This is a genomic window from Streptomyces sulphureus DSM 40104 (genome assembly GCF_000381025.1).
GTDB classification, from domain to species: Bacteria; Actinomycetota; Actinomycetes; order Streptomycetales; family Streptomycetaceae; genus Streptomyces; species Streptomyces sulphureus.
Map to the genome: position 1 here is coordinate 16,472 of NZ_KB905834.1, position 14,202 is coordinate 30,673.

General features: G+C 71.6%; 14 protein-coding genes and 1 pseudogene. All 15 read right to left on the reverse strand.

Going from position 1 to position 14,202, the window contains the following annotated elements; genetic code table 11:
• Window position 1: 1 nt before the first annotated feature.
• The gene (locus F603_RS0131060; RefSeq protein ID WP_019549825.1) at window positions 2-523 is read right to left on the reverse strand and encodes a hypothetical protein; all 522 of its coding nucleotides are present in this window, start codon (window positions 521-523) and stop codon (window positions 2-4) included.
• A complete protein-coding gene (locus tag F603_RS33675) occupies window positions 520-1,389 on the reverse strand; it encodes a hypothetical protein (protein ID WP_019549826.1) in 870 nt (289 codons plus the stop codon). Before F603_RS33675 ends, F603_RS0131060 begins: the two co-directional genes overlap by 4 nt.
• Before the next feature lie 13 nt (window positions 1,390-1,402).
• Window positions 1,403-2,815, reverse strand: coding sequence for a hypothetical protein (locus F603_RS0131070; protein WP_019549827.1), 1,413 nt, complete (start codon window positions 2,813-2,815; stop codon window positions 1,403-1,405).
• 60 nt (window positions 2,816-2,875) lie between these two features.
• Complete coding sequence (locus F603_RS33680) at window positions 2,876-4,396, reverse strand: hypothetical protein (protein WP_019549828.1); 1,521 nt, start codon at window positions 4,394-4,396, stop codon at window positions 2,876-2,878.
• A complete protein-coding gene (locus F603_RS0131080) occupies window positions 4,396-4,620 on the reverse strand; it encodes a hypothetical protein (protein WP_019549829.1) in 225 nt (74 codons plus the stop codon). Before F603_RS0131080 ends, F603_RS33680 begins: the two co-directional genes overlap by 1 nt.
• A complete protein-coding gene (locus F603_RS0131085; protein WP_019549830.1) occupies window positions 4,620-6,017 on the reverse strand; it encodes a hypothetical protein in 1,398 nt (465 codons plus the stop codon). Before F603_RS0131085 ends, F603_RS0131080 begins: the two co-directional genes overlap by 1 nt.
• 81 nt (window positions 6,018-6,098) lie before the next feature.
• A complete protein-coding gene (locus tag F603_RS33685) occupies window positions 6,099-7,868 on the reverse strand; it encodes a major capsid protein (RefSeq protein WP_019549831.1) in 1,770 nt (589 codons plus the stop codon).
• Window positions 7,869-7,962: 94 nt separating this feature from the next.
• Window positions 7,963-8,175: an Acb2/Tad1 domain-containing protein gene (locus F603_RS0131095; RefSeq protein ID WP_019549832.1), complete on the reverse strand. Its 213-nt coding sequence runs from the start codon at window positions 8,173-8,175 to the stop codon at window positions 7,963-7,965.
• A gap of 2 nt (window positions 8,176-8,177) precedes the next feature.
• Window positions 8,178-8,393, reverse strand: a complete 216-nt coding sequence (locus tag F603_RS0131100; RefSeq protein ID WP_019549833.1) for a hypothetical protein — start codon at window positions 8,391-8,393, stop codon at window positions 8,178-8,180.
• Window positions 8,394-8,416: 23 nt separating this feature from the next.
• Window positions 8,417-10,177 carry a hypothetical protein gene (locus F603_RS0131105; protein WP_019549834.1) on the reverse strand — a complete coding sequence of 587 codons (1,761 nt, stop codon included), beginning with the start codon at window positions 10,175-10,177 and terminating at the stop codon, window positions 8,417-8,419.
• Between the two features lie 9 nt (window positions 10,178-10,186).
• Window positions 10,187-10,957 (reverse strand): phage minor head protein, encoded by a 771-nt coding sequence (locus tag F603_RS33690; protein WP_019549835.1) that lies wholly within the window; start codon window positions 10,955-10,957, stop codon window positions 10,187-10,189.
• Complete coding sequence (locus F603_RS0131115) at window positions 10,957-12,813, reverse strand: hypothetical protein (RefSeq protein ID WP_019549836.1); 1,857 nt, start codon at window positions 12,811-12,813, stop codon at window positions 10,957-10,959. The genes F603_RS33690 and F603_RS0131115 overlap by 1 nt, the downstream gene beginning before the upstream one ends.
• 9 nt (window positions 12,814-12,822) lie before the next feature.
• Window positions 12,823-13,194 (reverse strand): DUF1360 domain-containing protein, encoded by a 372-nt coding sequence (locus tag F603_RS33280; protein WP_019549837.1) that lies wholly within the window; start codon window positions 13,192-13,194, stop codon window positions 12,823-12,825.
• Between the two features lie 58 nt (window positions 13,195-13,252).
• The gene (locus F603_RS0131125) at window positions 13,253-13,750 is read right to left on the reverse strand and encodes a hypothetical protein (protein ID WP_019549838.1); all 498 of its coding nucleotides are present in this window, start codon (window positions 13,748-13,750) and stop codon (window positions 13,253-13,255) included.
• Window positions 13,751-13,815: 65 nt separating this feature from the next.
• Window positions 13,816-14,202: pseudogene (locus tag F603_RS0131130) on the reverse strand (hypothetical protein); the annotation flags it as partial.

Genomic DNA, 14,202 nt, shown 5'->3' on the forward strand with positions numbered 1-14,202 from the left:
GTCACACCTCCACAGTGATCTGCGCCGTGACCCCTGCACACCCGCCCTGCGGCCCCATCGGCGTGATGGGCCCCGGCCACATCTGCACATCGGCCAGTGCGTCACAGCAGGCCACCGCGCCCCGCAGCAGTCGCGTGTCGGCGACCAGGCCCCAGGCGTCCGCCTCGCGCTGCTCGCACATCGGCGCGGACTGCCCGTCCGGCGCGACCACGGCGACGCACCGGGCCACGCCCAGCTCGATGACGGTCTGCATCCGCCACGTCTGGCAGCGGCGGCGCCGCTGGTCGGTGACGACCGGGTCTTGACGCACCACCCGCACCCACGCCTGGCCGTGGCCGCCATCGCAGTCACAGTCGCAGAAATCCTGCGACGGCGGCCCCGAGCCCCACACCAAGCAGCAGGCGCACGCGGGACGTCCGCCCTCGGAGAGCGCGGCACACAGGCACGCGGTCAGCCCGGAGAGCACCGGCCCCAACCGGGGGTCGGCGTCGGGCGGCAGCAGGACATCGGCCGGCGTTGTCACCGGGGCACCTCCGGGCGGTAGCGGGCCGCCAGCGGGGCGGGCGGCAGGTCGAGGGAGAAGACCGCGGCGTGCTGCCGGTGCTGCTGGGGGCTGACGAGCTGCACCCACGCCCACACCTGCGGCATGTGCGCGCGCAGTGTCTCCGGCCAGTCGCCGGGCGGGACGATGTCGTACGTCACGCCCTCTCGGCTGACCGTCTTCGTACCCGTCGGCAGAGCGCAGCCGCCCGGCCGCCCCTCACACAGCTTGGCGATCTCACAGGCGAGTTGACCGACCGCACGGCGTCCGGCCGCAGGCACTTCCAGGCCGCGCAGGTACCGCACGGACAGGGTGTCCGGCTCCGTGTCCGGACGGTCCACCCGCTGGCAGTCGGGCCAGCACTCCCCGCCTGTCCGGACGAGGCGTCCGCCTGTCGCCGTGCGGTGCAGGACGTATCCGGACGCGTCCACCGCCTGTCCGTCCTGCTTGACTTCGACCACCGAGTGGACCGGTCCCGGCAGGTGGATCTCGCACAGCGGCGTGCACGTGCATCCGCTGGGGCCGCAGCCGCACGGCCGGTTGTACCAGCGCCCCCGGTCGAGCACCGGACGCAGCAGCCCGTTTCCGTAGGCGAGCGTCGGCGTCGACTCGTGGCAGGCACGGCGACACGGCCGGATCACCTCCTCGCACAGCCCGTACCGGCCCGCGGTCAGCCGCCACAGCACGTCGGTGGCGATCTCGGCAGCGGTCTGCTGTTCCGGGCTCCACTCGTCCGGGTCGCCCGGCCAGCCAGGGCAGCACGACGTGTCGAGCGGCCACGGGCACGGTCCGTCCTCGGCGGGCGGCCCGAGCGGGTCCGGCCTCGGCGGGGGATTGATCACGGGCATGGTCGTGGTCCCTTCACGAGGGCTCGACCATCAGCCAGCCCACCGTCGAGGTGTCGGCTGCGGACGAGCTGGTGATCGTGAATCCGACGCCCGGGTCCCGGGCGTACGACAGGTGTCCGGGGTCGCCGCCGGGTGTCTCGCGCTGGAGGAAGAGGCGGCTGACGTCGGTCACCGAGGTGTTGGCCACAGTGACCGTGCCGCCCCCGAGCGTCGCCACGCCCAGCCGCGCGTTCTCGCCCTCCGCGATGGCCAGGCCGCCGCCGGGGCTCCCCGCGCGCAGCGCTTTCGCGGTCGGCTCCCAGGTGGTGAAGATGCCGCCGGACTGCCCGCCGCCCTCCATGACGGCGTACGAGTCCGTGCGCAGCGCCCCGCCATCGCCCCGGTACCAGCCGGGCGTGTCCGGGGCGTCGGCCCCCGTACCGAAGACCGTCAGCCCGTCGGCGCGAGTCACCGCCCGCGGGAACTCCTCCCCCTCGACGGCGACCTGGGCTGCGTTGTCCGCGGCGTCCTCCTGCCGGGCCGACAGCCCACCCGAGACCACGAGTTCACCCGTGACGGTCCCGCCGGCCAGCGGCACGTACGCCGCATCAGCCGCAGCCTCAGCCTCCGCGACGGCCCCCGCCTGGGCGGCGTCGGCCCTCGCCTGCGCACCGTCCTGCGTCTCCAGCACGGCCGTGTCCTCGATCCCGTGGATCGCTGTCGTCGCGTCCGAGTGCGCGGCGAGGGCGCTCGCGGCAACGGACTCGGCGGCGGCCTGGGCGGCGTCCGCCCGCTCCTGCGCACCGTCCTGGGTCTCCAGCGCGCTCGTGGCGAGGATGCCGTGCACATCGGTCGTCGCCGCCGTGTGCGCGGCCAGGTCGTCGGCGACGGTCTGCACCTGCCCGTCCGTGGCGAGCGCGCTGGTGTCGGGGATGCCGTGCACGTTGGTGGTGTCGGCCTCGTGCTCGGTCAGCGCGGTCGCGGCCGACTCCTCGGCGTCCGTACGAGCTGCGTCCGCCTTCGTGGTCGCGTCGGCCGCAGCGGCGGCGACCGCCTGGTCCCGTGCCTCGTCCGCCTTGTCCTTGGCCCCGGCTCGGGTCTCCAGCACCGTCGTGTCCGCGATGCCGTGCACGTCGGTCGTGGTCGCGTTGTAGGCGTCGATCGCCTCCGTCAGCTCCTCGGCGGTGACGTACTCCTCGACCACCCCTACGGCTACCTGGAAGCTCTCCGAGTCGACGTTGATCCAGTAGTGCCCGGCCTCCGCCCAAAAATGCAGGTAGCCCTCGGCGTCCGTGCTCGTCGGATTGGGCAGCGGCTCGCTACCCTCCTCGTCCGCGAACAAGTGCGCGAACACGTTGGAGTCGAGCGGGAAGACGTACGCCTCTTCGCCCGCCGCGATCTCGCCGGTCTTGTACCAATACAGCTCTCGGTACTCCGCCAGCGCCATGGTCACCCCTCTCCTGGTGGCCAGAGGCCGGGACCGCCGCGCTGAACGGCGGCCCCAGCTCTACTTGGCGGACTTCCTCGTCCTCATCCGCAGCCCGGCACCCTCGCCCGGTGTGAACGTCGCCGTCGCCGACAGCGACTCGTCGCCCGCCGAGGTCGCGGTGATCGTCTGCTCACCCGTCACCTCCGACTCGTACGCGTGCGTCGCCGTGGTCGTCCCGGCCGGAACCTCCTCCGACGTCGTCTCGTCGCCCCAGTCCACGGACACCGCCGAGCTGGCGGGGAAGTCCGTCAGGGTGATCTGCACCGTGCGGCCGGTCTCGTCGTCGGAGTCCGCGGTTGCTTCCATCGCCGGCTCGGGCTCCGGGTCCGGATCGGGTTCGGCCGGCACCACGATGGCCTCGCGGGCACGGAAGGTATCGATGTCGCCCCGACGGACCGACACCGTGTAGACGGACGGCACGCTGTAGGTGTGGAGCACTGTGACGGTGCCGTCCGCCCCAGCGGTGATCTCCTCCGGCTCCGAGCCGTCGCCCCAGTCGATCAGCGCCGTACCGTCCGACTGCGACGGCAGCTCCACAAGGGCGGTCACCTCGTAGTCCTCACCCGTGAGGGCCAGTGTCGGCTCGTCGGCCGGCAGCGGGACGGTGATCGTGCGCGAGGTGCAGATGACCGGGGTTTCCTTGTCGCACGCTGTGATCGTGTACTCGCCGTCCTCGTCGTAGACGTGCGTGATCCAGGCGCCGTCCGCGGCTTCCTGCGGGTCGGAGTCGTCGCCCCAGTTGATCATCACGGGGCCGAAGCCGTGGTTGTCGGCACGGAGCCTCACGGTCTTGCGGTCGGACTCGGACGCGAGGCCCGTGATGTACAGGTCCGCCGGGTCCGGAGTCGGCCGGTCCACCGGCTGGCATCCGCACTCCGGCTCCGGCGGCCGGATCGTGGTGACGAAGAATCGGCGGGGCACCTTCGGGCCGACCGGCTTGAGCATCGGGCCGGGCACACCGCCCTCGCCTGCCTGCACGTTGTACGGGCCCCGCCGCCAGCCGCTCCCGACCTTGGTGCGTCCGTTGAAGTTGAAGGACACAGCGTCGTTGGTGATCTCCAGATCGCCCGGGATGGCGCCCACGACCCAGGGCAGCAGCAGGTAGCCCCACTGGCCCTGTGCCCCGGTGCCGGAGCAGGCGTCAGCGTCGCCCGAGTAGACGTCCGTCCACAGCTCCAGGGCATAGCCGATGTCGGTGCGCATCTCGGTGGACTCGTCCCAGCCGATGGCGTTGCCCTCGGCGTCGCGGTAGATCTCGAAGCTGGGGTTCATGATCTGCACAAGGTCGGGGTCGACCTCGCAGAACTCCATCTCCAACCCGTGGTACGAGAGCGTTTCCGTGCCGGGCTCGTTCACGCACTGCTGGCCGTTGGCCTTGGTCACCGTGATCGCGTCGCCCTCTTCGGTCTCCGGGCTCATGCTGATGGTCACGAAGCCGTCCGAGACGACTTGGGCGCAGGGCCCGTAGACCGGGCGCCCGCAGGCGTCCAGGCGTGTTGCTCGCAGCGCTTTGCCGCGCAGCAGAGACGGACAGGGCATCAGTTCTCCTTGGGTCGGCGCCGCTGCGCGCGGCGAGCAGGCGGGGACTTCGGCGGGGCGGCGACTTCGGCGGCGGGGGCGGCGTGCTCGGGGACCACCAGCCCGGCACGCTCGCCGCCCGTCACCACCTGCACCCCGGCCCGTACACCGGGAGGCAGGCCGGGCAGGACGCGGCGCACCAGATCGCGGAGCGTCTCGCCCGAGTCGGGGACGTAGGCCGGCATCACGCATCACCGCCAGCGACGGAGACGAGGACGGCCGCCGCGTAGCAGTCGTGATCAAGCACGTAGGTGCGCTCCGCGATGGCCGTGCGGGTGTTGGTGGGCGGGTCGAACGCCTCGTGCACGAAGGGTTGCGAGCGATGCGCGGTCACGGTGCCGGTGGCGTACAGCCAGAACACGCCCTCAGCCGGAGCCGGATCGCTGGGCGCCGCCGGGTCGTCGTAGTAACCGCCACCGAACGCAACTCGGCTCTCCAACTCGGTGCGCATCTCCGGCCCCTGACGGGCGACCAGCCGCGCCGTCGTCCACACCGGCTGTGTCCAGCGAGGCGCATGGAGCGTCGGCTGCCCGGCGTAGTGCAGTACCGCATCCTGCTCCAGCGCGCCGAGCGCCACCGCCAGCGGAACCGCCGTCGTACCGAGCGGCGTGCGAGCACCGGCAGCGGCGAGCTGAAGCGAGAACGCCCTCTCCACCTCGCGGTGCTCGACCAGCCGCAGCCGCGCCATGGCGCGCTCCTGGGGGTCCGGGAAGGCGACCGCGTTGCACTCGGCACGGGCGTAGACCGTGAACGGACCACCGCTCTCCACCCAGGTCAGACCCTCGGCGAGCGGCTTGTCGTGCGAGGTGGTGCCCGAGGGCACCTCGAAGCTCAGCGAGAACGGAGACGCCCCGCCCGGCACGACGAGGCTTCCGGACTCCGGGCTCGTCGCCCCAGCCGCGGTGAACACCACGTCGTACTCGCCCGGCGCGTACACCACCGCCGGCCGGGAGCCGCCTGGCGCCACCGACCCGGCGTCGATGACCGTCGACCCGCGCCGCACTTCGTAGGCCACGGTCGTCTCACTGCTCGACCCCGACGACCACACGACCGGGTATGCCAGCGTCAGGCAGGAGCCAAGATCGCCCGACCCCTCGGCGTAGGGAATGGTGACCTCGGTCGCCGAGCAGCCGGACCCGGCCGGATACGAGATCGTCCACCCGCCTTCGGTCTCGGTCTCGACGGGCGTCGACTCGCCGGGCTCCAGCTCGACGTCGATCGGCTCGCCGCCGTCCTCGGGCGGGGTGACCGTGACCGTGACCGGCCCGGTCAGGCCCGCGTCGGCGGTCAGGACAAGGTCGGTGGTCGCCTCCTCGGAGGGCCGCTCGACCCGCACGCCGAGGCCCTCCGAGGGGGTGGCGGTCACTGTGGCCGTCAGCTCGGTTGGCGGGTCCGGCACGGGGCAGGAGCCCTCGACGCGCCCGCCCTGGGCGCAGGCGTCGGTCTCGTACTCGACTCCGCCCATCTGCCAGCGGCCATCGCCGGTCACCACCTGGGCGACCGACAGCAGGCCGTAGGTGTAGGGCTCGATCGGAGGCGCGTCGACCTCGACGCGCCCCGGAACAGGGGTAGGGGTGCTCAAGTGCGCCTCCGCGGTGGGGAAGCAGCCCGGGGACTCCGGCAAGGGGGGAGCGGGTCCCCGGGCTACTGGTTCAGGGATGGGCTAGTCGTCGCCGCCGGCGGCGCAGGTCACCGTCTGAAGGCCGCCGGACAACCCGTTGGCGCACAGCGGAATAGTGACGACGTAGGAGACGCCGCAGCGCATGCACACCTGGATGCCCTCCTCGGTGAAGAGGCTCGTGTACATGTTCTGCGTCAGTGAGGCGTGGTCGTAGACACCGTCAAGGCTGATCACGTCGGCCTGGAGCTGGAAGAAGCTGCCCGCGCGGTACAGCAGGACTTTGACCTCGTCCGGCCACACGGTCGGGACGGTCTCGCCACCGAAGCCGGAAGCGTCCTGGTCAGCGTAGGCGTCCTGCCAGTCGTACACCCACTGGGGACTGACGCCGACGGAACGGAGGTAGCCGTCGATGTCGCCGTCCGGCACGCTCCACCGGCGCTCGATCGCCTGCTTCTTCCGCAGGTCCGACTTCAGGATGCCGCGCAGCCAGAAGGGGGCGATCATCTCCAGCGTGGCCGTCTGCGAGAGCCGCTCCCGGTACCGCTGGTACTGCACCTGGAGCTCCAACATGGACAGCACCGACTCGACCATGCCCGGCCCGTGCGGGTCGGTCACTGCGGCCTGCGGGTCCGGCGTGGCCGGAGCGGGCATCGTGACCGCCGTGCTCAGGCTCTCCATCTTGGCGATCTTCCAGGCGTTCAGCTTGTGTGCGTGGATCGCGAGGACGCCCTCGGTGAACTGGCTTACCCTCTCGGGCCAGCCGCGTTCGGTGAGGATCGGGGTGCGCAGGCAGACGCCGTCCACGTCGAGGCGGCACTCGATCATGTCGTCCGGGCACGGCACTTCGAGGCAGGGCTTCTCTTCGCCCGCGATGGCGTCGGCCTCGGTCTGGTGGAAGCCCACGCTGTCCCAGGCGCCGAAGATCGCGGCCCAGTCGAAGTCGGCCGGGTACCGCACACCTCCCCGACGAGCCGACACGGTGGGCAAGTTGACCATGCCGTCCTGCGTGATCCGCAGATCGCACAGGTCATAGAGCGTCTCGGACGGGGCGCACCAGCCGCCGGCCGCGACGAGGGAGCCGCCGTTCAGCTTCGTCTCGTCGGTGGCGCGCTTGATGACCGTGTCCGCTTCGGAATCGTCCCGGATCGTGAACTCATCCGGGACGTTGCGCTTGATGCGGGCGACGCCGACACGCTGACGTCCGCCACCACCGCGCCCGCCGGAGGTGATCAGCGGCATTATCCGCTGCTCCCACGCACGGCCGAAGTCGCCGAGACCGTCGAGCAGTTGGCCGGTGGAGTATCCCGGCACATCAGCCGCGGCGACGAGGGTGTGGGCGGTCCGCCCGCGGTCCACCTCGGGCGCGGGCGGGGTCGTGGAGTGCAGGCCGAGCGGCACCCTCGGCCGCGCCGACGCCGCCACCGGCTCGGGGGCGGGCGCAGCAGGGTCCGGCTCCGGTTCCGGGTCGGGCTCGGCCTCCGGCTCCGGGTCGGGCTCATTCGCCGCCGGGGGTTGGAGGTTCCGCAGCCGGTCACCGGCCGCCGCCGCCCGCTGTGCCCGGTCGTCCGCGGCGGCCTGGTGCTCGGTGACCGCGTCGGCGACGGCGGCGAGCTGCTCCAGCACGGCCACGGTCTCGTCGTCGGCGGGGCCGTCGCCCTCGGTCGCAGTGTCGAAGCGGGCCAGCACTTCGGCGGTGACGGCGGACGGGTCCAGGTCGGCGCCGGCGGTGGTGATGGCTTGGCGGACGAGGTCCGCGTGCTGGTCGGCCGGGGCCTCGCGCAGCTTGGCGAGGAGATCGTCAAGGAAGCTCACGGCTTCGTCCCCCTTCTTCGGGGTCTCGTGTCGTCAGCTCCCGGCCCACCAGCCAGCGGAGTCATCGCGCAGCGTAGAGGCGCGTACGCGTAGGTCAGTCGTGCCGTGCAATCGCGGCGTTGGCGTTCATGACCGCCTCATCCACATGCTCCACCGCCCGGGACAGCTCCGGGCTGGACGGGCACAGCTCGGCCAGCAGCTCGGCGAACTCACGGCCCGCGGCGCGCAGCCGCTCGTACCGTTCGGGCTGGTCGTCGTGCGGCGGGTGGTAGGTGAAGCGGTTCGCGATGTCCAGGGTGTAGGCCATGATCAGACTCCCTTTGCCGTGGCGGGGATGACGATCGCGCCCGTGCGCGGGTCGATCTGCTCGACCTTCCCGCCCCGGGCCTTCCGCGCGGTCTCGGCGCGCGTCGGGTCGGCGTAGTCGACGCGACCGCCGTGCGGGTCGGTGTGCCTCCACACCGTGCCCTTCGCGCCCGTACCGGTGGCACGGCCGCCGGAGCGACCGCCGCAGTTACATCCCATGATCGATTCCTCTCTGGTGGTGGTCAGGACGCCTTGGCCTTGGCCTTCTTCGCCTCCCACGAGGCGACCGCCGCGCACGCCTCCGCGCGCGAGCCCGGGTTCACGCTCTGCTTGCCCGGGAAGTTGAGGTCGCCGGTGCGGCACATCTTCTTGGTGGCGTTGACGGCTACGGCGATTGCGTGCGACTCCGACATGCCCTTCTTCTGGAGATGCTTGGCGATGCGCTTGATGTAGGAGGGCAAGCCGCCGGCCTTCTCCACCCAGTTCGCCAGCTCGACCGAATCTTCCTCGTCCGGCAGAGCGGCGGCGGCGAGCTGCGCCACCGCCTGCGTCCGGAGCCGTCGCGCTGCCAGCTCGGCCCGCGTCCGGCGGGCGACCCCCATGGCCTCGGCCACGCGCTCGCGGCGCTCCTGCACAGCAGCCAGCTCGTCCGCGAGAGCTTCCACGTCCCCTTGGGACATCGGCACGCGCGACAGCGGCACGATCGCTTCTCCCGGGCTGAGTACCGCACCCGCCGCGACTAGCGCGTAATCCCCCTGCTCCGTGCGGCGTTTGGTCGGCACCGGGAAGCCTTCGGTGTTCACCGCGAGCGCGGCCACCAACTCCAGGCCGCTACCCTCCTGCCGCCAGTCCCCGGAGAACCGCGACAGCGACAGCCGCAACCGCTGCTCGTCGCTCAGGTCGGGCAGCACAGCACCCGCCAGCCAGATGCCGCGCGAGTCCTCTCCGGCCCGCACGACGGCCGCCATGGTGCCCGTGTGGTCGTAATGCTCGGCAGCCGCCTGCCGGCCCAGGCCGAGCGCGGCGTGGCCGGTACCCATGGTGATCAGACCAACGTCCACCAGCCCTTCACCCGTCGCGATCGGACGCGAGTTGAACAGCGTGTACCCGGACGGGGAGCGCGGCGGAGTGACTGCCCGGCCCGGGTAGGAGCGGTGCTCGACGCCCCACGCCGCGAGGTACCCGGACACGCGGCCGTCGTCGTCCACCGTGACGGGCTGGAGGTCCGGCAGGTCGGGCGCACGGAACCACTCCGTGGGCGGCAGCCAGCCCTCGTACCGGAACGCAGCCGACAAGATCCCCGCATCCGCCGGGCTGTCGGCCGGGCCGTCCCCGGCCTCGTTCGCGGGCACGGCGCCGTCCTCGTCGCAGTCGGCCGGCACCCAACCGCCGTCAGGCCCCGGTCGCACGCACCGGAACTCGTCCTCGTCCTGGTCCTCGTCCTCGATGGCTGGGACGGCGGAGGGCTGCTCGGCCATGCCGATCTGCGCCTCCGGGAATGCCGGGTGAGCCAGCAAGCTCGCCCCCATGATCCGCCAACTCGTGTACAGCTCCCCGGCGGCCATGCCGTCGCCGGGCTCGCAGTCGTCCACCGGGGCGCCGTCCTCGCCGACGCACACCATGCGGCCGTCCGCACGGTCGATGTCCGCGCTGACGAACCGGAAGAACCCGCGCTCGATCTTCCGGGCGAGCGCCGCCCCTTGCGGGTCGTCCAGATCGATCCGGCCCCGGCCCAGCAGCAGCGACCCGTCCCGCGTCACCTCGTCCAGTGTCATCAGCCCGACGGTGGCGCCATCATGGCGAGGGCCGGTGACGTACTGGACGGTTACCGGGAGCGGCAGTGGGCGCACGTCCACGTCCTGGTCGTCGGCGAGTTCGAGCATCCGACCATCGGCCGACCATTCGTTGACGAGCGCGATCGTGCCCGTCCATGTGCCGTCGTCGGCGACAGCGACCGCCGGGTCCGCGGCGGCTACGAGGGCTGAAGTCCAAGGGATGAGCACTGTCTTCTCCTACTCGGCAGGGGCGAGCTGCATGGAACAGCGGCAGTTGATGACCTCACCGGCCGGGCCGCGGGGGTCGCCGGGGAACTGGATATGGGCGCCCCCTACGTCGAACCGTTCGTTTAGCGGCACGGTCTGCCCGTCGGCCGCGCGGTGCGTCGCCCGGGTGCGGTCGTCGTGCGTGGCCAACCAGCGCTTCGTCCAGCGGCGGCCGGTGCGCGCCTGCGCATCCAATGCGGCCCCCAGCGACCCGGAGTTGAGCGCGCCGATCGTCTCGGTCCGAGTCATGGTGAGCACGGAGCCGTCCCACTGTTCCAGCGTCGCCAACTCCGCCAGTCTCGCCCGCAGTTCGCCCGTGGACTCCCCGCGGGCCACACCATCGCGCCACACCTGCCGCATCCGGTCCCACACCTGGCGCGGGAACGCGCGCAGCCGGTCCGCCAGCGGCTCGGCTTCGTCGTCCACACGCCCGGTCTTGGGAGCGTCCGGCGCTGTGCGGCCGTAGGCGCCCTGCCAGATCCGCCGCCAGACGGGAGCGATGTGCTGCTGCACCAGCCGCCGCCACCGGCTCTCGCCCGGCCAGCCCGACCAGTCCGGGCCTCCGCCTCCCGACGGCGCACCTGCGGCGGTGACGGCGCCGCCGAGCCCGAGCCCGGCCCGCACCTCGGCCAGGAACCCGCGCACCGCTTCCCCTACCGCCAGAGTCAGTTCCCGCTCGGCCGCAGCGACGCGGGATCGATCCCGCATCCGGGCCGCCAACCACGGGTCAGCGGGCGCCATCAGGCGGCCTCCTCGTCGCATCCGGCCTGCGCGATGGCGCGCGTGAGGTAGTCCCGGTGGTGCTCCTCCCGGGCCAGGAGCAGCGCGCGTACGTAGTGGTCCACCGCGCGGTGGAGGCACGTCTCGCCCGGGGTGGCGGCGTGGAACTCGCGGTACGCGTCGGTCAGCATCGGGTCGAGCTGCTCGGGGTCGGCGGCGAGTTCGACGTGGATGCGGTGCAGCGGCACATGCCGGAACTGCCCCCGCAGGCTGCGCCCGCCGCGGTTCAGTAGCCACTGCCCCGCCCGCTCCAGAGCACGGCGCACAGCCATGTCCAAGCAGGAGACGCGCCACTCCCCAGCAGCCGAAGCGACGAGCTGCGGCGGGTCGTTGCGCGGCAGCTCGGGCTCGACCGGTTCCCGCGCGATCTCCACCGGCGCCCGGTCAGCGTCCGTCGCCGCGGCCCGCGCCGAGTCCGGCAGTGACACACCGAGGGCCTCCAGCGCGGCCGGCGCGAGCTGCGCGTTCGACGCGGCCAGTTGGAGGAGGAGACGGCGCTGCTGTTCGTCGTCGTCCGGCATGTCCTCGGAGCTGAAGCCCAATTCACGCAGGTAGGCAGCATCGGACAGCACGCCGCGCGAGTGCGCCTCCGCGGCTTCGGGACCGCGGTTCGGCCTCTGCCGCAGCTCGGAAGTGTCGTACCAACAGCACCAGTTCTCCGGGTCGGGGACGCCCAGCGCCTCCCATGCGGGCCGGAAGTATCGCTCTGTCAGGGCGTCGGCAATGAGCCCGAGTTTCGGTTCGAGGTGGAGCTTGACGCCGCTCTCGTCGCTGAGCCAGGCGTTCCAGTGGTTGCTGTCCGCGAGCCCCGTGAGCACGTCCTGGGGCATGTCCAGCCCCGTCGCGACGCGCTTGATCGCGGCCTCACGGAGAGGCAACACGTTGCCGTCTAGCTCCGTCGCGAACGACTCGTAGACGAGCTTGTCTTTCGGCGAGCCCGGCGTGGTGAGCAGCAACGGAACGATCGCCGCCGCGCTGTCGCGATTCTTCAGCGGCGTCGCCATCGATTCCAGCAGCGCGGCGGCCACCGGGTTTGCGTGCAGGGGGTTCGGCCCGTCGGACTGCTGCGGCGTGGCCGGGGCCACGTCGTCGGACAGCAGCATCAGCCCGGCGCCGGCCAGCCGCGATTCCACCGTGGCGAGCACGTGCGCGGACAGTCCTTGCAGCTCCCGCAGCGGGTCACGGAGCGCTTGGAGCGGTGAGTCCGGCCGGTGAGCGATCTCCGCGTCCGGGCGCCACAGCCGGATCAAGGTGCAATCGGCCAGGGGCAGCTCTACGCGGGCGGTCGGGGAGTCAGGGAGTTGCACGCGGACGGAGGCGCCGCTCGACGTGCTGGTGACCTCGGAGGGGGAGCAGACCAGCCACCGGCGGCGGCCGGTGTCCGGGTCGTCGTAGCCGACGAGGTAGGACTCGCCGGGGATGTCGAGGAGGACGGAGAGGCGGCGCAGCATCTCGGATTGCCCGAGCTGCCCGCCCGCCAGTTCCTCGAGGGGCGCGAGGAGTGCGGCGGCCTGGTCCGCGCTGGTCTTGTCGTCGCCCTCGGCCTCGACGGGCAGTGGCTCACTCGATCCGTCGGGGTCGATGCGGCCGACGTACAAGCGGGCGCGCGAGCAGCCGTTCGCTGCCCAAGAGACGCCGGCGCGCAGCTCAGGTACGGCGCGGTAGAAGTCCCATCCCTCGGCCTGCCACTCTTGCCGTCTCCCGACGACCGTGCGCACCTGGTCCTTGGAGACGAGCGCGGCCGAGGCGAGGACGGCGCCGCCGGTTCCGGCAGGTTCGCCGGGCTTGTCGCGCTTGTGGATCTGCCACCACGCCATCGCGACCCCCTACCGGCGCCGGTCGCGGACGGCCATGTCCACTGCCAGCGGGTCGATCATGATGTGCTTCGGCGGCGGGGGCGAGTCGAGCCACGAGGCCGCGAGCGCGACGAGGTGTGAGGCGGTGAGCGCCGCGACGACGTACAGGAAGACGGTGGTGTCGTGCCAGGCCCAGTGCGCCCCGGAAGCTGCGGCAGCAACCCAAATCGAGGTGCACCAGGAGCAGCTCATGAGATCGAAGAGCCAGCGGAAGAACCCACTCGCCCTCCGTCCTTCGACTGCGGTGCGCACGGGCTGGAAGAGCACGTCGTCCACGACGAACCGCGTGACGCGGGCGACGGCGCCGAGAGTGAGGAGCGCGAGAATGATCTGGTGGGCCACGGGCGGCACGGTAGGGGCGCATACGACGAGGGCCCCGGCAACACCGGGGCCCTCGTCGTTACACCTCTTCGTTCACGACCGTCACGTTCATCTGGCGGAACCCGTGCTCGAATGACCTTGGCAGGTGCCAGAAGGAGTGGATGAGCCTGGCGAGGTCTCTATGGAACGCGGAGACCTCATAGTGGTGCGCCGTCTCGCCGTCCGACCCTTCGGTGAAGGCATCAGAGGGCACCGGAACCAGCGTTGATCCACTGTCGACGGCGGCGACGTCGTACCGGTCGACCATCGCCCCTGCGTAGTAGATCGTTGCGAAGTGACAGGGCGTCGCGCGGCGATGATCCGCATCGAGGTGCCGTTGGAACGGCGCCGCCCATTCCTCATCCGGCTCCGCTTCTCCGGAGTCTGCGCCCCATCCGATGCTCAGGCGGACGTCTTCGCGGTGGACGAGCAGCGTGTGGTGTCCATCGAAGATGGTGGTGCCATTGCCGTTGCTGATCTGGCGCCAGTCCTCGCGCGTCGAGGATCTGACGCGGTTGCGGATCTCTTCGAGTCGCATATGTGCGGGCTCCCTCCCCTTGTGAGTGACGTGATGCTACGTCCTACGCAGAGGGCAGAGGTTCGCTATGGTCCAACTCGTCCCAGGGGCATGCCTGCGAGGCCGCTGCGCGTCTGCCCGACTCCCGAGAGCGACACCCCCGCCGCCGACGAGATCGCCTCCCGCGAGGACGGCGCCCGCAGCAGCCCGTAGGCCAGGTACACGCTCGCGTCGATCCGCCCCGGGGAGTCCGACCCGGGCTGCCAGGACACCCACTCGGAGACCAACTCAGGCAAGTGCGCGGCCAACCGCACCCGGCCTTCCCGCCACTGCTGCGCGACGGGTTCGGCACGCAACAGCTTTCCGGCTCGCGCGGTGACCGGCTGGACGAACGGCGGCAGCGCCTCCGCTGCGATCGTCCGCTCCCGCTGGAGCGCGTCCCACGCCGTGCGGATCGCCAACGTCACCATGTC

What these genes read in the sequence shown, in the direction of transcription:
- F603_RS33680 (WP_019549828.1), bottom strand. Translation starts at nt 4,396, where the DNA reads ATGCCCTGTCCGTCTCTGCTGCGCGGCAAAGCGCTGCGAGCAACACGC.
- F603_RS0131100 (WP_019549833.1), bottom strand. Translation starts at nt 8,393, where the DNA reads ATGGGATGTAACTGCGGCGGTCGCTCCGGCGGCCGTGCCACCGGTACG.
- F603_RS33690 (WP_019549835.1), bottom strand. Translation starts at nt 10,957, where the DNA reads ATGGCGCCCGCTGACCCGTGGTTGGCGGCCCGGATGCGGGATCGATCC.
- F603_RS0131125 (WP_019549838.1), bottom strand. Translation starts at nt 13,750, where the DNA reads ATGCGACTCGAAGAGATCCGCAACCGCGTCAGATCCTCGACGCGCGAG.
- F603_RS0131080 (WP_019549829.1), bottom strand. Translation starts at nt 4,620, where the DNA reads ATGCCGGCCTACGTCCCCGACTCGGGCGAGACGCTCCGCGATCTGGTG.
- F603_RS33675 (WP_019549826.1), bottom strand. Translation starts at nt 1,389, where the DNA reads ATGCCCGTGATCAATCCCCCGCCGAGGCCGGACCCGCTCGGGCCGCCC.
- F603_RS0131095 (WP_019549832.1), bottom strand. Translation starts at nt 8,175, where the DNA reads ATGGCCTACACCCTGGACATCGCGAACCGCTTCACCTACCACCCGCCG.
- F603_RS0131115 (WP_019549836.1), bottom strand. Translation starts at nt 12,813, where the DNA reads ATGGCGTGGTGGCAGATCCACAAGCGCGACAAGCCCGGCGAACCTGCC.
- F603_RS0131070 (WP_019549827.1), bottom strand. Translation starts at nt 2,815, where the DNA reads ATGGCGCTGGCGGAGTACCGAGAGCTGTATTGGTACAAGACCGGCGAG.